This window comes from Pseudoalteromonas carrageenovora IAM 12662, from assembly GCF_900239935.1.
Classification (GTDB): Bacteria; Pseudomonadota; Gammaproteobacteria; order Enterobacterales; family Alteromonadaceae; genus Pseudoalteromonas; species Pseudoalteromonas carrageenovora.
The window spans coordinates 538,582-563,289 of record NZ_LT965929.1; the positions used below are offsets into that span (position 1 = coordinate 538,582).

General features: G+C 38.0%; 19 protein-coding genes. 7 read left to right on the plus strand and 12 right to left on the minus strand.

Annotated elements, in window-relative coordinates; translation table 11 throughout:
* Positions 1-3 precede the first annotated feature (3 nt).
* On the plus strand, positions 4-237 hold the full coding sequence (locus ALFOR1_RS18715) for a TIGR02647 family protein (protein ID WP_058549844.1): 234 nt from the start codon (positions 4-6) through the stop codon (positions 235-237).
* Here ALFOR1_RS18715 and maiA read toward each other — a convergent pair.
* Positions 234-863, minus strand: coding sequence for a maleylacetoacetate isomerase (gene maiA, locus ALFOR1_RS18720; protein WP_104644022.1), 630 nt, complete (start codon positions 861-863; stop codon positions 234-236). The genes ALFOR1_RS18715 and maiA overlap by 4 nt on opposite strands.
* On the minus strand, positions 860-2,167 hold the full coding sequence (hmgA, locus tag ALFOR1_RS18725) for a homogentisate 1,2-dioxygenase (protein WP_104644023.1): 1,308 nt from the start codon (positions 2,165-2,167) through the stop codon (positions 860-862). The genes maiA and hmgA overlap by 4 nt, the downstream gene beginning before the upstream one ends.
* Positions 2,168-2,330: 163 nt before the next feature.
* Here hmgA and ALFOR1_RS18730 point away from each other — a divergent pair, with 163 nt between their 5' ends.
* Positions 2,331-2,762, plus strand: a complete 432-nt coding sequence (locus tag ALFOR1_RS18730; RefSeq protein ID WP_104644024.1) for a MarR family winged helix-turn-helix transcriptional regulator — start codon at positions 2,331-2,333, stop codon at positions 2,760-2,762.
* A gap of 51 nt (positions 2,763-2,813) precedes the next feature.
* Here the strand turns inward: ALFOR1_RS18730 and ALFOR1_RS18735 are convergent, their stop codons facing one another.
* From ALFOR1_RS18735 to ALFOR1_RS18745, 3 genes are all read right to left on the minus strand, one after another.
* On the minus strand, positions 2,814-5,957 hold the full coding sequence (locus ALFOR1_RS18735) for a TonB-dependent receptor (RefSeq protein ID WP_104644025.1): 3,144 nt from the start codon (positions 5,955-5,957) through the stop codon (positions 2,814-2,816).
* 346 nt (positions 5,958-6,303) lie between these two features.
* A complete protein-coding gene (locus tag ALFOR1_RS18740) occupies positions 6,304-9,510 on the minus strand; it encodes a TonB-dependent receptor (protein ID WP_058549839.1) in 3,207 nt (1,068 codons plus the stop codon).
* Between the two features lie 47 nt (positions 9,511-9,557).
* Positions 9,558-10,409: a S1/P1 nuclease gene (locus ALFOR1_RS18745; protein WP_104644026.1), complete on the minus strand. Its 852-nt coding sequence runs from the start codon at positions 10,407-10,409 to the stop codon at positions 9,558-9,560.
* 238 nt (positions 10,410-10,647) lie between these two features.
* On the opposite strand from ALFOR1_RS18745, the gene ALFOR1_RS18750 reads away from it, so the two are divergent.
* Together ALFOR1_RS18750 and ALFOR1_RS18755 are read left to right on the plus strand one after the other, a co-directional pair.
* On the plus strand, positions 10,648-11,526 hold the full coding sequence (locus ALFOR1_RS18750; protein ID WP_104644027.1) for a substrate-binding domain-containing protein: 879 nt from the start codon (positions 10,648-10,650) through the stop codon (positions 11,524-11,526).
* Positions 11,519-12,463 carry a hypothetical protein gene (locus ALFOR1_RS18755; protein ID WP_104644028.1) on the plus strand — a complete coding sequence of 315 codons (945 nt, stop codon included), beginning with the start codon at positions 11,519-11,521 and terminating at the stop codon, positions 12,461-12,463. Before ALFOR1_RS18750 ends, ALFOR1_RS18755 begins: the two co-directional genes overlap by 8 nt.
* A 27-nt stretch (positions 12,464-12,490) precedes the next feature.
* Here the strand turns inward: ALFOR1_RS18755 and ushA are convergent, their stop codons facing one another.
* Together ushA and ALFOR1_RS18765 are read right to left on the minus strand one after the other, a co-directional pair.
* Positions 12,491-14,119, minus strand: a complete 1,629-nt coding sequence (gene ushA / locus ALFOR1_RS18760) for a bifunctional UDP-sugar hydrolase/5'-nucleotidase UshA (RefSeq protein WP_104644029.1) — start codon at positions 14,117-14,119, stop codon at positions 12,491-12,493.
* Between the two features lie 89 nt (positions 14,120-14,208).
* Positions 14,209-14,394, minus strand: a complete 186-nt coding sequence (locus ALFOR1_RS18765; protein ID WP_104644030.1) for a hypothetical protein — start codon at positions 14,392-14,394, stop codon at positions 14,209-14,211.
* Between the two features lie 246 nt (positions 14,395-14,640).
* Here ALFOR1_RS18765 and ALFOR1_RS18770 point away from each other — a divergent pair, with 246 nt between their 5' ends.
* Positions 14,641-15,384 carry a peptidylprolyl isomerase gene (locus ALFOR1_RS18770; protein WP_104644031.1) on the plus strand — a complete coding sequence of 248 codons (744 nt, stop codon included), beginning with the start codon at positions 14,641-14,643 and terminating at the stop codon, positions 15,382-15,384.
* A gap of 57 nt (positions 15,385-15,441) precedes the next feature.
* Here ALFOR1_RS18770 and ALFOR1_RS18775 read toward each other — a convergent pair whose 3' ends face one another.
* The gene (locus ALFOR1_RS18775; protein WP_058549832.1) at positions 15,442-15,861 is read right to left on the minus strand and encodes an MAPEG family protein; all 420 of its coding nucleotides are present in this window, start codon (positions 15,859-15,861) and stop codon (positions 15,442-15,444) included.
* Positions 15,862-16,029: 168 nt separating this feature from the next.
* Between ALFOR1_RS18775 and ALFOR1_RS18780 the strand changes: the two genes are divergently transcribed.
* Positions 16,030-18,912 carry an insulinase family protein gene (locus ALFOR1_RS18780; RefSeq protein ID WP_104644179.1) on the plus strand — a complete coding sequence of 961 codons (2,883 nt, stop codon included), beginning with the start codon at positions 16,030-16,032 and terminating at the stop codon, positions 18,910-18,912.
* Positions 18,913-18,989: 77 nt separating this feature from the next.
* Here ALFOR1_RS18780 and ALFOR1_RS18785 read toward each other — a convergent pair whose 3' ends face one another.
* Positions 18,990-20,372, minus strand: a complete 1,383-nt coding sequence (locus ALFOR1_RS18785; protein ID WP_104644032.1) for a Na+/H+ antiporter NhaC family protein — start codon at positions 20,370-20,372, stop codon at positions 18,990-18,992.
* Between the two features lie 305 nt (positions 20,373-20,677).
* Between ALFOR1_RS18785 and ALFOR1_RS18790 the strand changes: the two genes are divergently transcribed.
* The gene (locus ALFOR1_RS18790) at positions 20,678-21,178 is read left to right on the plus strand and encodes a GNAT family N-acetyltransferase (RefSeq protein ID WP_104644033.1); all 501 of its coding nucleotides are present in this window, start codon (positions 20,678-20,680) and stop codon (positions 21,176-21,178) included.
* On the opposite strand, the gene ALFOR1_RS18795 is transcribed toward ALFOR1_RS18790, so the two are convergent.
* Genes ALFOR1_RS18795 through ALFOR1_RS18805 form a run of 3 tightly spaced genes read right to left on the minus strand, consistent with a single transcriptional unit; the run spans position 21,175 to position 24,601 of the window.
* Positions 21,175-21,783 carry a PqiC family protein gene (locus tag ALFOR1_RS18795; protein WP_104644034.1) on the minus strand — a complete coding sequence of 203 codons (609 nt, stop codon included), beginning with the start codon at positions 21,781-21,783 and terminating at the stop codon, positions 21,175-21,177. The two genes, ALFOR1_RS18790 and ALFOR1_RS18795, sit on opposite strands and share 4 nt — an antisense overlap.
* Entirely contained in the window at positions 21,783-23,438 is a 1,656-nt protein-coding gene (gene pqiB, locus ALFOR1_RS18800; RefSeq protein ID WP_058549827.1) for an intermembrane transport protein PqiB, read from the minus strand. Before pqiB ends, ALFOR1_RS18795 begins: the two co-directional genes overlap by 1 nt.
* The gene (locus ALFOR1_RS18805) at positions 23,435-24,601 is read right to left on the minus strand and encodes a paraquat-inducible protein A (protein ID WP_232007057.1); all 1,167 of its coding nucleotides are present in this window, start codon (positions 24,599-24,601) and stop codon (positions 23,435-23,437) included. Before ALFOR1_RS18805 ends, pqiB begins: the two co-directional genes overlap by 4 nt.
* Positions 24,602-24,708: the final 107 nt, after the last annotated feature.

The window sequence follows — 24,708 nt, forward strand, 5'->3', positions numbered from 1 at the left end:
CACATGCAATTTAACCAAACTATGATTGACGAATTTACACTATTAGCTAAATTTCCTCGCGACAGTAAAATGCAGGGGATAAAACTACACTCAGACGCAGAGGCTAACTTACTTAGTGCTGCGCAGCGTTTATTCGATAAAGGTATTATAGATAGCCCTGATGGCGGTTACTTAACTGATCTGGGCTTAGATTTGATTGAACATGTCACTGTTATTCACAGCGCACTGCAAAATTAAATAGCATCAGGCTGGTTTTGTGGTGCTGCGTCATCAAATGCCGCTAACTTGTTACAGCGTTCATAAATGGCTGCTATTTTAGGATATGCAGCCATATCTACTTTAAAACGTAAAGCATTAAATACCTGAGGCACTAAACAAATATCAGCAAGAGTAGGCTGATCACCTACACAGTAATCACTACTATCGCTGAGCATTAATTCAATTTTTTCAAAGCCGATTTCAATCCAGTGTCTATACCATTTGTTTTTAGCCTCATCATCAACGTTTAATTCGTTCGATAAGTACTTTAAAACACGTAGATTATTTACTGGATGAATATCGCAGGCAATGGCATAACTAATATTTCGTATTTTCGCTTTTTGCCACGCTGAGCCTGCAATGATTGGCGACTGCGGGTAGGTTTCATCAAGCCACTCAATTATTGCAAGAGACTGTGCTAAATAGCCCTCTTCGGTTTCAAGAGCCGGGAGTAAGCCTTGAGGGTTAACGGCTAAATAGCCCTCATCTAATTGCTGCGACTTTAATAGGTTAACTATTGCAAGGTCATAATCTATTGCCTTTAAGTTAAGCGCTATACGTACTCTATAAGCCGCTGATGACCGAAAATAGCTATATAGTTTCATAATGAGTCCTCTGCACCGTTAAATTGTTTTTTAATAGTACGCCAACAGTCTGTGTAGTTTGTTTGGCGCTCGTGTCCTTCAAGTGCATATTTAGTTGGTGAAATGATGTAGCGCGATTCGAACATGAAGGCGAGCGTATTTTCATATTTTTGTGGAATAAGCTCTGCGTTTGACGCTTTTTCGAATACATCAGCTTCTGGACCGTGTGGCGACATACAATTATGTAAACTAGCGCCTCCTGGTACAAATCCGTGCTCTTTTGCATCATATACGCCTTCAATCAAGCCCATAAACTCACTCATAATATTACGATGATAGTAAGGTGGGCGAAAGGTATTCTCAGCAACCATCCAGCGTGGTGGAAATATCACAAAATCAACATTTGCCATTCCCTCTGTCGCTGATGGTGATGTAAGTACAGTAAATATAGAAGGATCTGGGTGGTCAAAGCTCACTGTATTTATAACATTAAAGCGAGATAAGTCGTATTTATAAGGCGCACTATTACCTGTCCATGCAACCACATCAAAAGGGGAGTGCTTTATTTCACAGCTAAATAAATTACCATTAAATTTAGAAACTAACTCAAAGTCGCCTTCCTTATCTTCAAATGCAGCAACAGGATATTGAAAATCTCTGTCGTTGGCATAACCATTTGCGCCAACCGGTCCGCGCTCAGCAAGCTCTAACGCATGGCCGTAGTTTTCACAAATATAACCACGCGCAGTATCGTTTAGTAAATCAACTGAAAACTTTATCCCGCGTGGGATTACTGCAATTTCACCAGGCTTAACAGTCAGCTTTCCGCACTCAGTGTGTAATAGCAATTCGCCTTGCTGAGGTACAAACAGCATTTCACCATCGGCATTATAAAAATAGCGACCCTGCATTGAGTTGTTAGCTACATAAACATGAATACCAATACCCGATTGACCATTAGCGCTGCCATTTGCAGCCATTGTTATTAAGCCATCAATAAAATCTGTGGGCTTTGTTGGAATATCAATAGGATTCCACCGTAGCATAGTGGGTGGTGTAACGGCCTCAGTAATAGGGGCTGTTCTTATAAGGCCGTTATCAATTGCATGGTAATCACCTTGTAATACCGAAGGACGTAGTCGATACATCCACGTTCTACGATTTGCGGCTCTTGGAGCTGTAAATGCGGTAGAACTAAATTGTTCAGTATAAAGATCATACTTAACTTTCTGTGGAGTAAATTGGCCTATAGGCAGTGCACCGGGTAGCGCTTGTGTTTCAAATTCATTACCAAAACCGGTCATATAAGTTAGCTGTGTGTTCATAACAGGCTCCTGTGAGAGTGGGGTAGTGTTGTTATGTTTTGAGTTATTATTTGTATTTAGCTAAGATACTCTCAAGTGAGAGCAATATCAAACAACCACTTAACCAACGCTGTAAATAAAAGTGAACAGCATATTTATCAAATGTTTTTAGGAGTGTTTAAAAGTGAAGTTAAATTTAGAGACATTTTTACCCTACCAACTAACTAATATAGCAACGCGTGTTAGTAATGATTTTGCACAGGTATATCAAGATAAATACGACTTAAATATACCGCAGTGGCGCGTGCTTGCTAACTTAGCGCAGTACGGGCAAAGTAATGCAAAGGATTTATGTATTCAAGCAAGTATGGATAAATCCACGGTATCTAGAGCTGTGAAAGCACTTGTTAATAAAGATTTAGTCTGCAGCAAGCTTAATGAAAACGATAAACGCGCAGCATTGCTTATGTTAAGTGAGCAAGGTGAGTCTTTCCATTCTAAAATTGCGATTGAAGCAATTAACTGGGAAAAGCAATTATTGAGTGGGCTGTCTGATGATGAATACCAAGTATTAAATACTGTAATTGAAAAGCTAAATAATAAATTAAATGCATAAAAAAGCCCACAAAGTGGGCTTTTAAAGTATTAACTAATTTAAGTGATTAAATTAGAAAGTGTAACGAACACCTACACGCATTTGCCAAACCGAGGCGCTATTTTCAGTAGTAGTACCTACGTTATTTGAGTTAAAACCAGAGTAAACGTAGCGCCCTTCATCATCAATAGACGTTGATACAACACGGTTTCCTACGAAAGTACCTTTTTTAAGTACACCCCAGTCGTCATTAAGTAGATTTGTTAGGTTATCAATTACGAAGAATGCTTCACCTTTGTGACCTTCCATAAAGCCAGGAAGCTCTTGTGTTAACTTGAAGTTGAATTTAACAAACCAGTCAGAATTTTGAGAATTACGACCAGTAATTTTACCGCGCTCTAATCCTTCTGAAGAAATAAATTCATTGAATTCATTTATTTCGTCTGCGGTCATGTCATAAACAACGTTAGGATCATTTTCAAGTGGTACATAAAGCAGTTGACGAGAGCCAAAACCATAGTTATTGGTATCACCAAATGTATTATCGCTGTTATTGAATACATAGCTATATGGTAAACCTTTATATGCTTCACCGAATAAATTAAAGCGGGTAGCAAAACCATCTACGAATTCATGTGAGTAGCCAAGTGTAAGAGTAAAGCGATGTGGGATTTCATAATCTGATGTAGCTACACCAGGATTACTCGGGTCAGTTAGTGCTAAATTACTGTAATTAGAGTCAGCAACAGAACTAGTCATCGGATTAACATCGTTTGAATCTGTGTACGCGTAGCCAAAGCTAGCGTTAATGCCATTGTCGTACTGTTTACTAATACCCAATGAAATAACAGACGAGTCACCGCTATTGCCACTTACATTTGTAAGTAGGTAATCACGTGAACGAGTTTCACCTGGATTTAGAGTATCTTCTTTACCTGTATATAATGGACGTCCATCAAATGTAGTTTGACCAGAATTAACTAAACCAAGATCTATTAGAGTAGCAGCATCTTTCTTCTTAGAGAATAAGTAATCAAGTGATATTACGTAGTCATTCTCGGTAGTATAAGTAGCGCCCAAAGAGTACTTCCACTCTGATGGTAATTCAAAATCAGGGTCTACAGCATTTACATTTGAATCACCTGAACCAATTTCTGTTCCAGCTATGGTATCAAATTGTGATTGTGGTACTTCGTAGCCTGGTGTTCCGCCGTTTACATTTGGTGTATTGAATAAATCTACACCGCGAATTTGAGAGGCGATTTGCGTAATACCATCATTCGAATAAGAATTAGATAACCAAACGTTAGGGTTACCACCAGAGAACAGACCAACACCAGCACGAACTTCAAGTGCATCTGTTGCATACCACTGGAAGCCAACGCGTGGTTGAATTAAATCGATACCGTCAAAGGTACTTTGATTACTGAAGCCGTATCGGCTAGTATAGTTTTTATTGAGATTTGGTTTGTCATCACTAGTATATTTATCATAACGAAGACCAAATGTTATGCTTGCATCAATGTCAGTGAAGCTGTATTCATCTTGAACATACATTGTATGTTGTGCGTATTCAAAGCTTGCTGCTACATCATTTGGATCATTTGTAGTTGCAGCATTGTTATAGTAGATACGTGCAGCTTGACCGTTTTCAAAGTCCTCAACAGAATCAAAACGCCACTCACCTTCGGTATGCTGTACGAATAGGTTAAATACTTCGAGATTTTCATACTCATAACCTGCTGTTATTGTATGTTGGTCAAGATAGTATGTAGCTGCAAATTTAGCTGTAGTTGTGTCATAGTTTAAATCGTTAGATTGACGAGAGTCATCTGGACCAATATAGATTGTACCGCCGTTTTCAGTGCTAATCTGCATTTCACCAAAGCTGCTCGCTGCGTCTAAAGATTCAACTCGAGCATCTAGTTCCGATTTACCTATACGAACTTCAGTAGAGAAATCATCTGACCAATCTGAGTAAACAGAGGCGATGATTGAGGTGAATTCAGCACCTTGCTCATAGAAGTGGTTAGATAATGAAAGCTCATCATTGTCAGCATCTGATTGAGAAATAGTGAATGCATCATTGTAGTTATAAATGATGTTAGCACGGTGGTTTTCGTTGATGTTCCAATCTAATTTAACTAAGATTTTTTCATCTTCAATAGGTGAGCTAGATGGCATTCCACCTGCATCGTAGTTATATAGAGATTGTGATGCCGCTTGAACTCGAGAAAGGTCATCAGCAGTAACACTACCACTTGTCAGGCCACCGTAGTTAAATTGTTGTACACCTTCAAGCTTTTCATATGAAGTGAATAAAAATAGTTTATCTTCGATTAATGGTAGGCCAACGTTAAAGCCGTAGCGCTTCTCAGTGTAATTGCCTGCGTCGTAATCTTCACCTTCAATTGAGTCTCCTTGCATAGAGTCATTTGTATAATCAAAGAATACACCACCGTGAACTTCATTTCCGCCTGATTTAGTTACAGCATTAATGTTACATGATGTAAAACCACCGTATTGCACATCAAATGGTGCTAGTTCAGCAGATACTTGCTCAATTGAATCGAAAGAGAAAGGAGCGTTAATAGTTGGGTAACCGTTTGAGCTTAAACCGAAGTTATCGTTCATACGAACGCCATCTAGCGTTAAGCTGTTGTAGCGAGGGTTACCACCACCACAGTTGATTGTTCCGCGGCTGTCATCAATTGTAATACGTGGGTCAATACGAATAATGTCTTTTAAATCACGGTTAATTGCAGGCGTGTTTTCAAGATCTGTAAGTGTAAATGTAGACGCTGGGCCAGTACCACCAGACATAGAGCTGATTGGCGCACCTGTTACTACAATTTGTTCCATGCTTGATTGTGGCTCAAGAGACACGTTTACAGGGTAATCGTTACCGATGTTTAATATAATGTTATTGAATTCTTGATCTGCATACACATCAGAATCTACAACTACTTTGTAAGGACCACCAACACGAAGGCCTTTAGCTGTGAAGTAACCAGCGTCATTTACTTCAGTTGTTTTTACTGAGCCAGAAGGTACGTGTAAAATTGTTACCTTAGTACCTGCAGCAGGGTTGCCGTTAGGACCAGTAACTTGACCTTTAATTGCAGAGGTCGTTTCGTTAGCCATTGCTGCGCCACTTACACCAACACATGCTGCAATAGCAAGTGAAAGAGCTGTTTTGCGTAATTGAGTTTTCATTTAATTTTCCCGTGTAGTTATTAATTAAATTTTTATATATTTTTATTTTAAAATTTTAATCTAAATAAGTTTAAAACCTACTTAGTTCAAAATTCTTACATAGTGTACCTTATTTATTCGTTACAAATAAAATACAACTGTAATATTTTTTTAATAAATTGCTATGTTTATGACTATTTAGACTTTTTTTGAGTAATAACTCTATATCGGGAGATATATTACGGGGCTTTTATGACAAACATGTGAAATTGATGTGCCTTATACAAAAAAACCCACTACAAAGTTGCAATGGGTTTAATTAAGTTTATTTAGCTACGAATGCGCTTAAATTATTAGTTAACTAATATTAAAACTTATAGCTAATGCCTACTTTAGCTTGCCAAGCAGATGAACTCGTTTGATATTGGCTGTAATTACGAACATCAGCACCATTAAATTTGCCATCAATTATATAACGACCTTCGTCATCTAAACCGCCAAAGTCGTAAACAGCTTGGTCAGAAAAACCTAAGCGTTTTTCTACGCCCCAATCACTGTTTAATAAGTTTGCGAAGTTATCAACCATGAAGTAAACCTCACCACTGTGACCTTCAGCAAAACCTGGGATTTCTTGCTTAATGCTTACATCCATAGTAGTTACCCAAGGTTGAGTTCCTGAGTTGCGACCTAAGATTTCACCACGTTCTGAGATACCAGCACGATTTAGAAGTGTTTCTAACTCATTCCAAGATAAACCAGATTCATCCCAATTCACATTTGGATCATCAGCACCCGTTGGAATGTAAGCTAGGTAAGCTGAGCTTGAGTAAAAGTCGCGTGTGTCACCTAGGTCACTATCTTGATACATACCCATAGTGTAGCTAAATGGACGACCAGAGCGGCGCTCAAAATACACGTTAAACTTAGTTGCATAGCCACTGAAAAATTCAGTGTTATACGCTAGGTTTACTTTAAAACTGTGCTCTACTTCGTATGAACCACGATCTGCAAAGTCTTCATTACGGTTACGTGTAATATTGTATTGGTAGTTACTCTGAGCACGAGAAGATGAACCAGATGATGCCTCAGTTACGTCTTGATGTGCATAACTTGCAGAAACATACAGGCCATTTTCAAACTCTTTTGCAATGCCGGTAGAGATAATGATTGAACGTCCATCGTCAGATGAATTAGTCATTGCAATATCAAAGTTATCAGCAAGGTCGCCAGTATAAATACTTTCGTTGATTACACGCTCGCCATCAGCAGCAACACCAATTGGGTTTATAGCCGTGTTATGCCATACAGCTTCGTTTTCTTTTTTATGGTAAGCAATTTCAGCCTGCCATTTGAAGCCTTCGCCAAGTAATTCTGAGTCAAACTCGTACTCGAAACCAACTTGAGCTCGAATGCTTGATGGAAGCTCAAAATCAGGGTCTACATAGTTTGTGCTACCCGCACCTTGGACTAACGTGTTTTTAATAGTGTCAGGTACTTGCGTAATATCGGCTTGGTTGTTGGCGTAATAATCATTAATAGCACTTTGAGGTGCTTCAACAAATGTAATACCGTCATTTTGGAAAGAGTTATTGTACCAAACGTTTGGAATACCACCTTGGAATCGACCTATACCACCATTAATGGTTAATGCTTCAGTTGCATAATATTTAAAGCCAATACGCGGTAAAACTATATCTAAGCCATCAAGATTCTCTTGATTGCTAAAGCCGTAAGTACTTAAAAAGTTTTCGTTTAAAGTTGGTTTATCGTCTGATGATAAACGCTCATAACGAACGCCCGCTGTTACTTCTAAATCATCACCAACATAAAAAGTATCTTCAATATAAAGTGCTAACTGGTTACGTGTTGCATCGTATGCAGTGTCATTTGGGTTATTTGTGTACGCATTACTGTAAGAAAAGTCGTATGTACCTCTAAAGTTACCCACTTCACGGTTTTGAAAACCTTCGAAGTCATCAAATTCCCAAGAACCCAATGAGTTAGATGCAAATAAATTATATAAATTTAGCGATTCATACTGCATACCAAAGTTAATTTCGTGCTCATCCATTAAGTAAGTAGCATCGAAAGTAAGTGTTAAGTTTTCAGTAGAAGAGCTGTTAGCATGGCGGAATTCGTCTGTACCAAACTCATAAGCTGGGCCGCGGAAGTATTCTTCAACTTTCACAAAACCAATATCAGAGTTAGTTAAGCTTCTTGATGATACATCTTTGTAAGCAATGCCAATTTCTGTTGAGAAGTTTTCATTCCAGTCTGAATATAATTTTGTCGCAAAATTATTGAATTTAGTAGCGTAAGTATAACGGCTTGACGCTAAGCTAACTGTACTGCCGCCAGTGCCGACATTTGTTTCGTCTTTATCGTCTTGCCATTGGTAAGTGAAATCTAAACGATGATCATCATTAATATTCCAACTTAATTTAACAAGCAATGACTCGTTTGTGTCTTCAGGGTCGCCACCTAGAGAGTCGGTTAAACCGTATTCATTATTTAAAATATTAATAAATTGGTTGTAGCTTTCTTCTGTTACATCATATTCATTCGTTGCACCAGAGCCTTCAAAACCGTAATCTAAATCAAGCTCACTTGTCCACTTGTTGTAGTTTACAAAGTAAAACAAAGTATCATCAATTAATGGTCCACCAACATTAAAACCATAACGCTTTTCAGTTTGAATAGGCTCAACTTGTTCAACAACGTAAGTACGGTGTCCATCTTCATCTAAAACAGGGCTACCATCAGCATATACTTGAGAAATGCTATCTACATCACCAGCTATATCTGGTGTAGAGATTTCATAAAAGCCTGAAAATTTAAACTCATTTGTACCAGACTTTGTTACCGCATTAATAGTACCGCCACCAAAGTTACCCTTAGAAGCAGAAAACGGAGACACATCAACAGAAATTTGCTCAATTGCATCAAGTGCTACTGGTGGTTGAGAAGTTGGGTAGCCGCCATAACTTAAACCAAAGTCATCATTTTGGCCAATGCCATCAACAGTTAAACCGTTTGAACGAGGGTTACTTCCTGCAAACGTTAGCTCGCCATTACCATTAATACTTGCAAGTGGGTTTAAACGTGCAATATCTTTAATATCACGATTAAAGCTTGGCATGTTTTCTATAGTATCAGAACCAAAAGTGCTGCTTGAGCCACCAGATTGCTGAACAATTTTATAACCAGAAACTTCAATTTTTTCGATATTTAGTGGCGATAGCTGTGAGCTTAAACGATATGTTTCACCAAGGTTTAGAAAAATATTTTCAACAGTTGTGTCGTTAAACGTATCTGAGTCGATGATCACCATGTATGGACCACCTACACGCAAACCGTTAGCGATAAAAGTACCGCTTTCGTTTGTAGTTAACTCACTAATAGTGCCCGTTGGTTGGTGAACAACCTTTATTTTAACGTTTGCAGCATTGCCACCTGAAGGCGTTGTAATTTTACCTCGCATTGCAGATGAGGTATCAGCAGCCATTGCACTTGTAGAAACACCTAGCGCTAAAATTACAGCACCAGTTAATTTCGAAAGTCGAAGCTTAGTCATATTGTTGATTTCCCGTGTGTAGTGTTTAAGTTAAATTTGCAGTTTACTTATTTGATAGGCATCTTAAGTGCCGTTTCTAGTTCTTTAGCTGAGGGATCAAACAGGGCGTTTAATACACCAGCTAAGCGAATACCCGCTTGTTGGAGGCGTGTTTTCACAATCGGTGTGTTGTTGTATATGTAGCTATAGCCAACTTCGTCATTAGTATATTTATAAATTTTCATTGCTAGGTTATGAGATTCTTCAACCCATGTTTTAGGTGAGCTTTGTAAGTACTGTGCAATGAGTTCACTATTATTTGTATCAATAAATTGTGCGTATTCAGTAAACGATAAGTTCTCGTTTTCAACTAATTTTGTATCCCAAAGGCTGTGAAGATTTGTTTCTTCATTAAAAAACGAAACTTTAATTCGGTTTCCGCCTCTGTCTTCACCTCTGCCAGCATGAAATGGTTGATGGCTATCGCCTACTAAATGCACTAAAAAACGCAAACTAAACTGCTTAGCGTCTAATGTGCTGTTTGCATCAGTGAGGGTTTGCATTGAGTAATGAATACCTTCGAGAATATTGCTCACAGATTCTTTGTTTTTTGTGTGCTCATGCTTAAAACTAAATGATTTTCCAGGAGCTGCATTTATGTAATGCCAGCGAGAAGATTTTTTTTGCCAAAAATCGCCCGGTGCTGAGCGCATTTCGTCAGGCCATGTTGATATTTGTGCTAGTGATTCGCCATCTAAAAAAGGTGTGATAGCTCTTTTAGTTACTTGTGTTAAGTGCGACTCGGCAATTTTACCTACCACACGGTGACCATTTTGCCCCCATGCATACGAATCACTGCTTGTGAAAATTGCACTAATCAAAAGCGCAGAAGAAATTGAATATTTTATTTTGCTGTGCATTAGAGCTTCCTAAATGTATTTTTCGTATTGTTACAATAAGGTAATGCGGTCAATTGTCCTTATTTATTATGCTAATAGGAAGGACTCAATAACATTCATAATTTCTTATCTAATACTGTTTAAAATCAAAGGTTTATTTTTAATGGGTAAAATTACTTGTTGTAATAAGTAAATATAATTGTTCAAATACATCAATGGTATATTTTTGAGTGGATTTACTTTGAATTTTAAAAACATCATGTTGCATAAAACTACAGTTGTTGCATTTTTGTTTCTGCTATTGCTTGTTACATGGATTTGCGGTCAATTAACGGTAAATAACGATGATTTACAGTTTCCTGTCATGATAAAAACTTCAACTACATGTCAAACAACGGCAACAAGTAATACAAGTGAACTCATTGTTTTTACACCATCAAAAAAAATAGCCAAGTTATTAACAGAAAGTTTGTGTGGCGATAACGTTGTCGCTAAGCAATATGGCTCTGTAATAGGGTATTGGGGATATAGAACAGCTGACAGTTTAGAGTTTGTGGGCAAAGGTATTGCAGATTTAATATTGGCTAAGAATAATATAATGGCTGCATTTAGAGCAGAATCAACTTACAACTATCAACCGGTAGTGGGGTTTTCTAACTACACTGCTTTTTTTATATCTTCTAAAGAAAAACCTCGGCTTACAAAACAGTACTTTTTAGATAAACGCATAGGTTTGCTTGATTACCCAACCAGTCGTTCTGGACATATTTTACCTAAGCAAACGTTTAAAGAGCTTGATATTAACTTGGCTAATTTAAAAATTACTTATGCAAGCTCACATAACGAACTACGGGACTTATTGGCCGATGGTAAAGTAGATATTATTGCGTCATTTTGGAAAGAAAGTGATGCAACACGTTTTTCAAAAAATTACATCACACCTTTAAGCAATAATATTGCAGGAACGCGCTGGTACTTTAAAATGCAACAAAATAATACTGATTTACTGTGTGCAATACAGTCTCATTTACTTAACATGTCAAAAGATCAAACTCTGCATTACTACCAAAACGTTAAACCTTACTGGAGTTGTAACACAAAATCAGTGAGTTTTATTAAAGGTCTAGGCGATGAATAAATTTGTGTTTTCAGGCTTAGTAGCTGGCTTATGTTTGGCTTTATCATTGGTGTTTTACGTATCAGTTAGCCAAAAAACGCAGCAAGTAAATACACACAAAATTACGCAGATTGAAAAGCAAATAGCGTTGGATCTGCCATTGCTAGACTTATCTAATGAGTTACTAAAGCACTCAGGAAATAAAGATGCAGTTTTAACTTACATAAAAACATTAAATACATATATTAATAGTAACGCCTTAAGGGTCGTAGCAATTGAGCCTAAAGGTGAGCTTGAGTTGCCTTTAAAATCAAGGCAGTTTAGCCGTACTTTAAATAGTAGCAACGGCGCTGTATCAATTGTTTTTAAAATAAACAATACATACTTAACAGCAACAAACGCTTCGTTTCATCTTGTATTTATAATTATAAGTGTACTTGTAAGCTTTTGGTTAAAGCATATTTTTACACAACAGCTTAGGACTAATTTACTTGAGAGTAACGACGATACTACTACAGTGCCATTACCTCTTGTCCTTATAATTGATTTAAACAATAAAACAGTTTCAAATAGTTATAGAGCAGAGCTGAAAGTGTGTTTGGCAAATAAACCACTGTGTTTTTATTTAGCGCTAGTTGATTACTGTCGTAATAACTCAGATGTTTCGCTCAATCATAGTAAAAATGTACCTGATGAGCTGATAGAGCTAGCAAATAAATATTTTTATAGGTTAGTTGAGCTTGGCCATACAGTAAGAAAAAGACCTAACTTCAACAATAGTCTTGAAAAAACACTGAGCGAAGTTCGTGCAGCCCTGGATGAAGTACTCATTGAGTACCCTGATCAAAAAGAGCTTTATTATCCGCCTAAGGCATATGGGGAAGGGTCGCGTTCACGATTACATAGTTATGCACTAACACATATCGCAAACGGAAATATTGAAGTAATAGGAAAGTGATTTTACTTTCCTATTACTGTAACTTATTTATTTAGGCGCAAATTCAGACGCTTTAATCGGGCTATTTTCAGATATAAAAGTTTTAAGTGCTTGAGCATCGGTAACATCAGTGCTTACAAAACCTTTTAACTTATTAATAGCTGGGTAACCGTCTCCGCCTGATGCGTTGTAGCTATTTAAGCTCATACGGTATGTTTTATTTTTATCCAGAGCTTTACCATTAATATATACATTCATTAACTCACCATTTTTGCGATCGAATGATATTTTATGATATTGCAAATAAGCGCCTGCATCTGCAGGAAAGCTTGTGACAGTCGATAGGTAACTGAATAAATCGCTGCCTTGCCAATCTATGTAAGTAATGCGGTTTTTAAAAGGATGTACTTTTAAAACATCTTTATAACTGATTTCCCCAGCTTCAATGCCGCTTCTTATCCCGCCACCACTAATTAACCCAAAATCAGCGCCTACTGCGTTCATTTGTGCTTGAATAATTACTCTCGCAAGGTTTGTTTGTTGGTAACGTACTTTGCTTCTATCGCCTTCTAAACGAGCATCAACACTGCCAATTTTACCTGCTATTTGCTTTGCGCCTTTAGCTTGATAAGTCGCTAAAAAAGCTTCAAGTGTTGGGTCTGGCTTAATATATTCGTTTGCAAGTACTTCTTGAGTAGAGCCATCAGCTTGTATTTTATCTACATATAAGTTTACTGGCATTAATGTGTAGTCAATAAGTGTTAATTTTTCGCCTTCAAGTTTAAATTCAGCCTTACCCACATACTTACCCCATTCATGGGCTTGCATAATCCAAGTACCATTTTGCTGATCTGGTTTGCACGCAAGGCCTGGCTTAAAGTTATCATCGTTAACGTTTGTATCGCTCATACACACAGGCTCTTGAGAGTGCCCGCCTATGATCATATCAAGAGTATTGGCAGGCAGTGAGCGGGCAAGTGTTACATCACCAGGGGCATTAATACCAAAGTGTGCATCTACATAATGGCCCATGTGTGTAAGTGCAATAGTAACGTCAGGGTTATATTTAGCTTTTATTTCTTTTGCTAGTTTGGCTGTAACCTCTATAGGTTCTTTAAATTCTAAATGACCAATATATTGAGGATTACCTATTTTAGCTGTATCAGTCGTAGTTAAACCAATGACCGCAATTTTTAAACCATTTTTTTCAAACACTTTATAGCTTTCAAATGCGTGTTCACCCGTGGCTTTTTCAAATATATTAGCAGATAAAAGTGGGAAAGTAGCCCATTGCTGTTGTTTGTTTAACACCTTAATTGGGTTATCAAATTCGTGGTTACCAAGCGCCATAGCGTCATAACCTAATAAAGACATACCTTTAAAGTCGGGCTCTGCTTGTTGTAAATCAGACTCAGGAATACCTGTATTTATATCACCACCAGAGAGCAATATTACCGCATGGCCTTGCTTTTTTGCTTCATTACGTAAAGAGTCAATCAACGTTTTGCGAGCGGCCATGCCATATTCGCCTTTTTCGTTTTGCCAAAAACGACCATGGTTATCATTTGTATGAAGAACAGTTAAATATTGTGTAGAAGGACTACTGCTAGATTCTGGGGTAGAAGAGGTACACCCAAGGAGGCTAAAAAAAACCGAAAATAAAATAATTATGCGCATAAAATACCTGTTGATTAAGCTCTACTTAATTTATCAAGCCGGTAGTTTAAACTAGTTTTGTGCTAAAAAAACGTACTTATTTTACATTTCTACTTAGTCTTTAATGCCAAATTGTTTATAACTGCACGCTCACGTCTTTTTAATTCGGCGTGTGCATATTCAGATTGACGGTGTTTTGTGCTTATCATCCAAGTTAAAAAGCTTGCAGGTAGCTTTGTGTAAGCCTCGCCTTTGTGTAAACCAAAATCGCAAATTGTGTGTGTGTTATTAAGCATTGTCAGCTCCTTGGTATTTATTTTTTTAAGGTAATAAATGTAAGCTCTCTATTTAAGATGATTTAGTTGTACTAACTTTGCTTTATATAACTTAAAAGAATATAACTAGCCTTATATGTAATTAAAGCGTTACCAATACGGTCTAATTTGTATCTTGATAGATTTAACAATCGATTTTAATACCATGTCGCTTTAATCTGCAAGTAGGTTAATTAATCGTTAAAATTATAACAACAGGAATGAAACATGAAAAAGCTTTTACTTGGCTCTGGGCTTGCGTTGGCAAGCTTTGCAAGCACTGCTACTATTGTCGAAATGAACACAAGCCAAGGTACAATAGAAATAAATTTATTTGATCAACAGACCCCCAAAACCGTAGAAAACTTTTTAAGCTATGTTCAAGATGAATCATACAACGAAACGGTGATTCATCGCTCTGTGGCAGATTTTGTAATTCAAGGCGGTGGCTTTACGTATTCTGATTCGTTTGATGCAATTGATACTAAGCCTACTGTAGAAAATGAGCCTGTTTTTTCAAATGTTAAAGGCACCATTGCTATGGCAAAGCTTTCTGGCGATGAAGACAGCGCAACAAGCCAGTGGTTTTTTAATATTTCAGATAATAGTGCTGCACTTGATACGCAAAATGGTGGCTTTACGGTGTTTGGACAAATTACTGCGGCGAGTCAATCTACACTCGATAAAATTGCAGCATTGGTTCATTGCGGTGAAGTACCCGTGGTAGATATTACTGAGCAGCAATGCTCAAGCAGTGATGTAAGTATAAGTAGTGCAAATTTAGTGACTATTCAAAGCGTAGTGGTTATGGATGACGATCCAAATTCAGCTGCAGGCCTTAGCGTAACAACAAACACATCACTTGATAGTGGCGATACCTCTACCGATTCAGGTAGCAGTTCAGGTGGTTCATTGGCGTGGTTACTGGGTGGTGCTCTATTGGTGTTCACACGTTTGCAGCGATTTAAATAAAAATGTAAAAGTATCCATTATCAGCGGCTTAATTTTAAACCGCTGATAATATTTAAACTAAAAAGCTATTATTCGCCAAATCATGGCAAGCCATATCGCAAATACACACCCGCAACCAAATAAAAAGACGTTAAAGCGAGCTCTTACATTATTTTGCCCTAAGTGGATTACAGTATGCGCAACACGCGACACTACAAATAAGCATGCTAAAGCAGCCACTAAATAACTTGCATTATGAAGCTGTAAAGCAAGTAAGCAGCCGGCATAAAATAAAACGGGGATCTCAAACTGATTAGAAAAGTTCCTATCGGCTACACGCACTGTGTCGCCTGCTTTATCTAATTGCATTGTTTTAAAATCATTCAAATTTAGCTGTTTATTTTTAGCGGCTTGTATACGCCTTTTACCCATAACTATCATCACAAACAGTGAGAGTGTTACTTGAGCAAACATGGCTAGAATAATAATTTTTTCCATAATGTTCCTTTATTATTGTTTTATAAAGCTTAAGTATGAAGTGCTTTTTCACAATGTGTTACATATTTTAGCGTTAAATTGTGGCAAATCCTTAATTGTTAATGTTAATTTAGCTCTATTACGATGTTTGAGCGCGTAACTAGCGCAATACTTTACTGGAAAATCAAAATGAAAAAAATTATTGGCTTTAGCGCCATAGCACTGGCAGTTTTAAGTGGTTGTTCAAATACATTATCTGTTTCAACGTCTCCTCAAGCGTCTTTATTAGCTGATTCATTAGTTGTAAGTCCAAACGATAGCCGAGAATATAAAACGTTAAAGCTAGCAAACGAAATTGAAGTTATTTTGGTATCAGACCCAAGCGCCGAAAAATCTGCGGCTTCACTAAGTGTAGGGGTTGGTTTACTGCATGATCCAATGTCACAACAAGGTATGGCGCATTATTTAGAGCATATGTTGTTTTTAGGAACTGAGCGTTACCCAGACACAAAAGGGTATTCTGATTTCATGACCAAAAATGGTGGCGCCCACAATGCCTACACGTGGCTCGATATTACCAACTACATGTTTAAAATTAATAACGATGCGTTTGATGAAGGACTAGACCGTTTTTCTGACTTTTTTAAAGCGCCTAAGTTATATCCTGAATATACCGATAAAGAAAAAAACGCGGTAAACGCAGAGTGGTCAATGCGTCGCGAGATGGACTTTTTTGGTCAATTTAAGCTAGCCCGTAAAATGATGGGCGATCATCCCGCTAATCGCTTTTTAATAGGAAATTTAGAAACGCTAGGCGATAAAGAAGGCAGCTCGCTGCACAAAGAAACAGTCGATTTTTATAATAAGTACTACTCTTCCAATATCATGAAAGTGGCGCTTATTTCTAACTTGCCAATTGCTGAAATGGAGCAAAAAGCGCAAAAGTACTTCGCTGATATAAAAAATAAAAATATCGAAAAGCCAGCTGTTACCGCAAAAGTAGATTTTGATAAAGCAGGCGGTAAGCGTGTATTTTACTCTCCGAATGAAGATGTTAAACAGCTACAATTAGATTTCACTATTGCCAATAATGCTGATGAGTTTGCAGTTAAACCAAATCGTTTTGTTGCTTATTTATTAAGTAATGAAATGCCGGGCAGCCCTGCACAAATATTACGTGATAAAGGTTGGGTGTCGCAGTTATCAGCTTCACCATCGCCAACTCAATACGGTAATTACGGCACACTGAATGTAAATATTGAATTGACCGACGAGGGTATGAAAAATCGCGAAACAATTGTCGCGACAATTATGCAATATATCGATTTAATTAAAAAAGAAGGTGTAGATAGTAAGTACTTTAACGAAATTAAAACGTCGCTTAGCAACCAGTTTAAATTTTTAGAGAAGGGCGATGAGTTTAACTATGTAAGCTCGCTTACCGGCAGCATGCAGGTTTATCCACTCAATCATACTATTAATGCCCCTTATTATTATGCAAAATTTGATGCTGATGCAGTTAATAATGTGCTGGATCAATTAAATGCTAAAACGCTACGAGTTTGGTATATATCTCAACAAGAAGAAACAGATTCGCAACTACATTTTTATGATGGCAAATATCGCATTAACGACATTAGCGATGATGAAATTGCCAGCTGGAAAAAGCCGAGTGAATTTAAATTAGCACTGCCTAGTGTAAACAACTTACTACCTGAGAGCTTTGCAATTAAAACTAAAGCATTTAAAGAGCAAAAGCACCCAGTACTAGCTTATGATAAAAACGGCGTGAAAGTATGGCGTCAAGCAAGCCAAAAGTTTGCAGAGCAACCAAAAGGGCTTGTTGAAGTATATATAAACACTCAACCTGGCTTAACCGATATAAATGCTGAAGTGCTTTATTCGGTATGGGCCGACTTATACAATATTCAACAAAGTCAGCTAAGCACTGAAGCTGCCATAGCGGGTATGAGTGTGAGTCTTGCGCCAAGTAATGGCCTTGTATTATCAATGAGCGGCTTTACAGATAAACAAGACGTATTACTTAAACAAGCGCTTAGCGGTTTAAAAGCTGAGGTTACAGCACAAGCATTTAGCCAAGCAATTGATCGTTATAAACGTGATTTATTAAACCAGCAGAAGCAGTTTCCGTATGCGCAAGCATTTGGTGAGTATTCAAAACTCATTCGCACAGGCAGTTTTGATACAGATGCACTAATAAAAGTGGCTGAATCATTATCTGTTGCTGATTTAAATAATTTAAAAACAGCAACTTTTGCTAAAAACGATTTACGCGTGTTTAGTTATGGTAACTATAACCAGCAAGATATTGATGCAATAGCTGGCGAATTAAGCGCTACGCTTGAAAGCAACCATACGCACAGTGAATTTGCACGCAGCAAAGCATGGTTACCGCAAGTAGGCGAAACACTGGTACTTCAAAAAGATATTGATGTTGCTGATGTAGCTGTTGTTGATATGACCGTACACCCAATAGCTGGTTATAAACAAAAAGCACAAGCAGCAGTACTACAAAGCCACTTTAGAACCGTTGCGTTTGATAAAATGCGTACCGAGGAGCAACTAGCTTACGCTGTAGGTGCATTGGCTCGCCCAATAGAAGAATACTCAGCCATTGGCTTGTTTATTCAGACACCAGTTAAAGGCCCTAAAGAGATACAAGCACGCTTTGATCAATTTAAAAAAGAGTATGCGGTAGAGCTTGATAACATGAGTAATGATACATTCGAACAGCTTAAAAATGCGACGCTTGTATCACTTAAAGAGCAACCTAAAAATTTAAGCGACGAAATGAGCCCGCTTATAAATGACTGGTACCGCGAAAACTTTAAATTTGACTCAAAGCAAAAGCTGATTAATGAAGTAGAAAAAGTAACACTTGCAGATATAAAACAGTACTACAAGCAAACCATGTTGAACCCTCAAGCAGCGCGTTTAAATGTGCAGCTGCGTGGTACTAAGTTTATTGAAAGTGACTTTGCTGATTTACCTAATCAAACAAAAATCACTACGCTTGATGCTTATTACAATGGCATTAAGTTACAAAAATAAACGTTATACATAAAGTTAGAATAAACCCCAGTGTAGCAATACATTGGGGTTTATTTATTTCTATAGCTATATAATATTTATGCCATAACTATAAAGCCTATAACCGCCATTGATGCCGCTATTAATGTATACGGCAACTGTGTTACTGCATGGCTCATTAAGTTACAACCAGAGCCTTGGGCTGCAAGTACTGTAGAGTCTGAATAAAAGCACGCTTGGCTACCAAAAGATGATGCCGATAATAACGCGCCAATCACCAGTGGAATATTAGCGTCAACCGCAGTTGCCAGTGGCATAACGATAGGTATAGACACTGCAAAAATACCCCAACTAGAGCCTGTAGCAAACGCTAACACCGCCATCGCAATAAACACGACTGCAGGTAAGTATTGCGCCGTCATATAAGGGCTTAAACTGCCTATAACAAATTGCGGCAAGCCTATTAAATCGCACACATCTTTAAAAATAAACGCGGCGATCACAGTACCAATAGCCGGTATCATACTTTTAAAGCCATCAAGCATGCGCTCAATCATTTCGCTAAAGCTCATTAATTTTTGTAGTGCATAAAAAGGAAGTGTTACCGCCATACTCGCTAGTAAGCCTTTATATACATCTATTTCAAAGTAAACGGTAAAGGCTACAAGTAAAATTATTGGCAGTAAAAAGTTATGTAATTTCCCTTTAGGATCGGCATCTTCAAAGTTTTCTTCTACAGCTTTTACTGCATATTCGTCGGCTGTTTGAATATCACTAAACTGAGCAGGATCTACGCTGGCTTGTTCTATTTTCGCCATTTTTTCTGCTTTTTTCATGGGTCCAATAGCAGGTATAACACCTAATACCACTAACAAAACCACCAATACTGCAAACCACGCATAAAACATATAAGGAATTGCTTGAATATATACCGCAATGCCTTTACCTTCCACGGCAATGCCGTTATCTACTAATAGTCCGCCAAAAAATACTGCCCAAGTAGATAAAGGTACAAGTACACAAATCGGTGCCGCTGTTGAGTCAACAACGTAGGCAAGCATTTCTCGGCTAACTTTAAATTTATCAGTAATGCGCTTCATCGTTTCACCTACGGTAAGCGCATTTAAGTAGTCATCAATAAAAATAACTACGCCTAAACAAAAGGTCATAAATAAAGAAGAGCGTTTACCTTTAGTGTATTTTAACGCTAATTTTCCAAACGCCGACGCACCGCCAGTCCGCACTAATAAGGCGATTAAAGCGCCAAAGCCACCACATACGAGTATTAACCAACCTATGGTTTCGTCGGTCATTACTTTGAGCGATGTGCTGGCAAAGTTAGCAAGCACCTGGGCCGGGTCGGCTATTACTAACCCAACTAAAGCACCAATAAGTAAAGATAAAATAGGGCGGCGTAAAACAACAGCCAAAACAACAACCACCGCTGGTGGCAGTAAACTTAACGCAGAGGGTTCAAGCATTTAAGTGTTCACAAAATTAAAAGCATATTTAAGAATTTAAATTGCTTATACAAAAACAAAGAAGATGATAGTTTGTTGTTAAATCATTTTCCAAGTCACTGCTTTTGTACGCGAGAGGAGTATTTAAACTGTTATGTTAAATTAAGGGTTTAAATAAAAACGCGTTGGCTTTGGCGCCAGACGGAGCAAGGAATGCATACCGCTATTGTTGTGCCTGTAAAAACATCGGCGCAAAAATAATCTGGTTTTGCATTTCAGTCAATAAAAATTTATGTGCATAAATAACTTTTTTATGGAGACTTTTAATGAACGCCGTATTTAAAACAAAACGTTTATTGCTTCGCTACGCAAATGAGCACGATGCAGCCATGTTACTTACTTTGGTTAATCAGTCTAATTTTATCAAGTATATTGGCGATAAAGCCATTTATACGCTTAGTGATGCCAAAAACTATATTGAGCAGTCGTTTTCGGCATCTCATAAACATCAAGGGTTTGGTCCTTATATTATTACTTTGAGTAGCGGCGAGGTAGTGGGAATAGTTGGTTTTTATAAACGCTCAGCACTTCAACATCCCGACTTAGGCTTTGCACTTTTATCCGGTTATGAAAAGCATGGCTATATTTTTGAAGCGGCTAAGGCTCTATTAATAAATAAGCACACATTGGGTATAAATCAGGTAATTGCCATAACTGCGCCTAGTAATAAAGGTTCACAAAGTGTGCTGTTAAATTTAGGCTTTAAAAAGGTAGGCAAGGCGGTTATTAATGAGGATAAAACCGCCGTTGATATATATGGTTATTAAAGTCGTGCTTGCTCTATTTCTTTAGCAACATTTAGGTTGATATTAAGCCAGATTTTTTCAAGTGTAGAAACCAAACCATCATAACCGTCGTCTTCTATAGGTACTACGTTTGAAAAGTTATGGATACTAATTAAACGTCGTCCGGTTTCTGGGTGAGTGTAATATAAGCGCCACAGCCCCGAGATATCCGCATTGCCCTCTAAATCACCATTAAAATGATGAACTTCGTATTCAAGTTCATAAAATGTTTGTTGATCAAGCTCTGTAATTACAGGCAACCCTTTTATCACCATCCAATTAGGCATGGCGTTAAACAAGGTTTGCTGTGCACTTGCAGTTAGCATTGAATCAGGCGATTCGCCCCATAAGTTGTAATTAGCAGCATGAATTTGGTTACTGTCTATTTTCATCGCAATGCCCAAATTATTTAGCGCCCCTCTAAGTACAACGGTTTGAACTCTAAGCTGTGCATCTGTGGCCACTACATTTCGAGATGATGCACCTATAGGCTGCTCAAATTGATAATACTGCGTTGCAGTTTGTATTGATGCGCTACATCCCGCCAAGACTAATAAAAAACTTGCAGTTAAAAGTATAGATTTCATTATTGCTTCCTTGGTTTTGGATCAGCGGGTAGCGATTTGTCAAAAATAAGCATATTAGGTTGCTCGTTTAAGCCGCGCGTAAGTGGCTGCAGCCCCTCACTTAAACGTTTAAACTCTTTTAGTGTCTGTTGTATTTGATGGTGAAGTTCTGAGCCTGCTTGGTAACTGGCCATCGTTTTATCAAACTGGCGCATGGTTACCTCAAATTGCTCCATGCTTTTAGTCATTTTTTCAAAGTTACGATTAAAGTCACCCGGTAAGTTTTGGGTATCTTTTTGACTTAGCAGTTCTCGCATTTCATTGGCAAGTGATTGATAGTCGCTAAATGTATCCTGCATTTGCGCTAAGCTGTCTTCAATTTTTAAGCTGTTTACTTTGTTTAATACATCAGAGACTTGGTCTGCTAGTACCGTAATTCCGCTAGATATACTTGGAAACACATCATATTGTGCAAGTTTATCGAGGTTAGCTTTAGGGGCATCTGGGTAAATATCAAAATCAACATACACGGCACCAGTAAGTAAATTACCAGGTTTTAAAGAGGCGCGCATACCATTTTTAATCCATCCTGTTAGGCTGCTTTGCCAAAACTCTTTGGCTGCTGCGCTATCGTAATATAAACGACCATATTCTACCTTTATAAGAACAGGTACCGCCGTATTGTGGTTTTTAAAGTGTGCTGGCTTACCATTAACAATGACGTTAGCAGGCGCCTCTACTACAGTGCCAATACGTGTACCACGGTACTCAACTGGTGCTCCTGGACGAAGGCCGCGAATCGATTGCTCAAAATCAATTATGTAGTAATCAAAATCATAAAAACGCTCTTCAAGGGCTTCTTTATAGCTTTGGCTAAGTGAATAACTGTGACCATCTTGCGCTATTTCACCCGGGGTTTGTTGCTCTGGTAAACCTACAGAGATACCGCCTTTTAACAACTTACTTAAAGAGCCTGTATTTATATTTATACCATCAGCAGAGAGATCAATCTCTATTCCGGCGTTAACCCAAAAAATAGAATTCATTGTGATTAAGTTTTGATACGGTTCTTTAATAAAAATACCGTATTTCATTGCTTGGTTTTTCCAATCAAAGGTGGCGGTTTCTACTTGACCAATTTTATAGTTTTTGAAAAATATACCCGTGCTAACTTCAAGTACTTCGGCGTTGTAGCTCATTAATTTGAAGCGGCCACCTTTTACATCTTTACCGATTAAAGCGGGTTCGTCTTGAAGTTCAAATCGCTCTTTTAATTCTTCACTTTCACCAGGCGAAAACTCTAAATACACACCCGAGAGCAGTGTACTCATACCGCTTATTCCCGTTTCATCAATACGCGGTTTTACAACCCAAATCTTGGCATCTTCTGTTAATAATGAATCGTAGTTTTTGTCTATTTGTGCACGTGCTATAACGCTGTCTTGTGAGTCAGAAAGGCGAATATGGTCTATTTGTCCTATTTTTACACTGCGTACTTTTATTTCTGTTTTACCAGCAATTATGCCCTCTGCTTGAGGCATTTTTATGTATATAGTCGAGCCTTTATTTGCTTGGTATTGATAAAGCATCCACATACCAACAAGTAGCGCAATAACCGGAATGATCCAGATGGCGGAAATTTTCGGTTCTTTTGTTACGTTTGCCGTTTCTGTCATGCTTTTTTCTCTGAAGTTTTGTTTTTAGGTGAATCCCACAATAAACGAGGATCAAATGCGTGAGCTGCCATCATTTGGCATATTACCATAACTGTAAAAAATACAATGCCAAGCCCTGGGGTTACCGACATTAAGTTACCTAATTGCACTAATGCAACCAGTATAGCAACAACAAATACATCTATCATTGACCATTTACCAATAAATTCAGTTAGTTGGTAAATTTTTGTATAGCGTTTTGTATGGCAGTTTACAGGCCTTGCAACCATAAAGCACAAAAAGCTAAGTACAAATGCTTTAGCCAGTGGTACTACTACGCTTGCCAGAAATATAATGGCAGCAATAGGGTATGAGCCACTTTTCCAAAGCGTAATAACACCACCAATTAAAGTAGAAGGTGATTCATCGCCAAGGCTAGTGGTATGCATAATTGGCAAAATATTGGCTGGAATATAACAAACTATTGATGTAACAAGCCAAGCCGCCGCTTTTTGTACACTGTATGGGTTTCTTACATGTGTTTTTGTGTGGCAACGCTCACACACATCACCAGTACATAGCTGATGACACACATGACACGCTTTAATGTTTTCATCTATTGCACGTTTAGCATGTTCAGCACCCTCGAGCACTTTCGCGGGTTTTATTTGCGCCCAAAGCCTAGGCCTATTTAAATGGGCAAGTGCAGCAATATACAAAATTACAAACCCTACATAAGCCCAAAAGCTTGCTCCAAAGCTTATATCGGCCAGCGACATAATTTTAACCATGCTGACAAGCACACCAATTAAGAATATTTCACTCATTATCCACGGCTCAAGTGACAGGGTTACTTTTAGTAAACGCCTAGCAACGCCATCAGGAAGGGTTTTTAGTACACCTAAATGCAAAGGAATTAAAACAACGAGCAGGCTCATTGGTAGCGCAATAATGCTTAAATCGATAAATAAGCCCAGCAGCTCGCTATCGTAATTAAATAAAATCCGTGCTGCGTCGGGCAAAGTAATAGTTTGGGTAATGCCGCTACTACTAAATGAGATAAAAGGATAAAACATGCTACTAAGCAGCATGAGCAATGCACTAAAGCTTAGTGCAACAATGCGGCTGTCGTGGTTAACGTCAGCTTCGCAAAGTTTATGATGGCAATGAGGGCAAATAGCCATTTGCTTTGCAACTATGCGAGGTATATCAATAATGAGGTCGCAACAGGGGCATACAGTTTGCAATTTAATACCAAGCTAGAAGAATATTTCTTCAATTTTGCTATATT

Excerpts from the sequence above, each read along its gene's own strand:
- hmgA (WP_104644023.1), bottom strand. The coding sequence starts at position 2,167 with ATGAACACACAGCTAACTTATATGACCGGTTTTGGTAATGAATTTGAA.
- ALFOR1_RS18805 (WP_232007057.1), bottom strand. The coding sequence starts at position 24,601 with ATGGCTATTTGCCCTCATTGCCATCATAAACTTTGCGAAGCTGACGTT.
- ALFOR1_RS18735 (WP_104644025.1), bottom strand. The coding sequence starts at position 5,957 with ATGAAAACTCAATTACGCAAAACAGCTCTTTCACTTGCTATTGCAGCA.
- pqiB (WP_058549827.1), bottom strand. The coding sequence starts at position 23,438 with ATGACAGAAACGGCAAACGTAACAAAAGAACCGAAAATTTCCGCCATC.
- ALFOR1_RS18795 (WP_104644034.1), bottom strand. The coding sequence starts at position 21,783 with ATGAAATCTATACTTTTAACTGCAAGTTTTTTATTAGTCTTGGCGGGA.
- ushA (WP_104644029.1), bottom strand. The coding sequence starts at position 14,119 with ATGCGCATAATTATTTTATTTTCGGTTTTTTTTAGCCTCCTTGGGTGT.
- ALFOR1_RS18785 (WP_104644032.1), bottom strand. The coding sequence starts at position 20,372 with ATGCTTGAACCCTCTGCGTTAAGTTTACTGCCACCAGCGGTGGTTGTT.
- ALFOR1_RS18750 (WP_104644027.1), top strand. The coding sequence starts at position 10,648 with ATGTTGCATAAAACTACAGTTGTTGCATTTTTGTTTCTGCTATTGCTT.
- ALFOR1_RS18745 (WP_104644026.1), bottom strand. The coding sequence starts at position 10,409 with ATGCACAGCAAAATAAAATATTCAATTTCTTCTGCGCTTTTGATTAGT.
- ALFOR1_RS18790 (WP_104644033.1), top strand. The coding sequence starts at position 20,678 with ATGAACGCCGTATTTAAAACAAAACGTTTATTGCTTCGCTACGCAAAT.
- ALFOR1_RS18775 (WP_058549832.1), bottom strand. The coding sequence starts at position 15,861 with ATGGAAAAAATTATTATTCTAGCCATGTTTGCTCAAGTAACACTCTCA.
- ALFOR1_RS18765 (WP_104644030.1), bottom strand. The coding sequence starts at position 14,394 with ATGCTTAATAACACACACACAATTTGCGATTTTGGTTTACACAAAGGC.
- ALFOR1_RS18740 (WP_058549839.1), bottom strand. The coding sequence starts at position 9,510 with ATGACTAAGCTTCGACTTTCGAAATTAACTGGTGCTGTAATTTTAGCG.
- ALFOR1_RS18770 (WP_104644031.1), top strand. The coding sequence starts at position 14,641 with ATGAAAAAGCTTTTACTTGGCTCTGGGCTTGCGTTGGCAAGCTTTGCA.
- ALFOR1_RS18780 (WP_104644179.1), top strand. The coding sequence starts at position 16,030 with ATGAAAAAAATTATTGGCTTTAGCGCCATAGCACTGGCAGTTTTAAGT.
- ALFOR1_RS18755 (WP_104644028.1), top strand. The coding sequence starts at position 11,519 with ATGAATAAATTTGTGTTTTCAGGCTTAGTAGCTGGCTTATGTTTGGCT.
- maiA (WP_104644022.1), bottom strand. The coding sequence starts at position 863 with ATGAAACTATATAGCTATTTTCGGTCATCAGCGGCTTATAGAGTACGT.
- ALFOR1_RS18715 (WP_058549844.1), top strand. The coding sequence starts at position 4 with ATGCAATTTAACCAAACTATGATTGACGAATTTACACTATTAGCTAAA.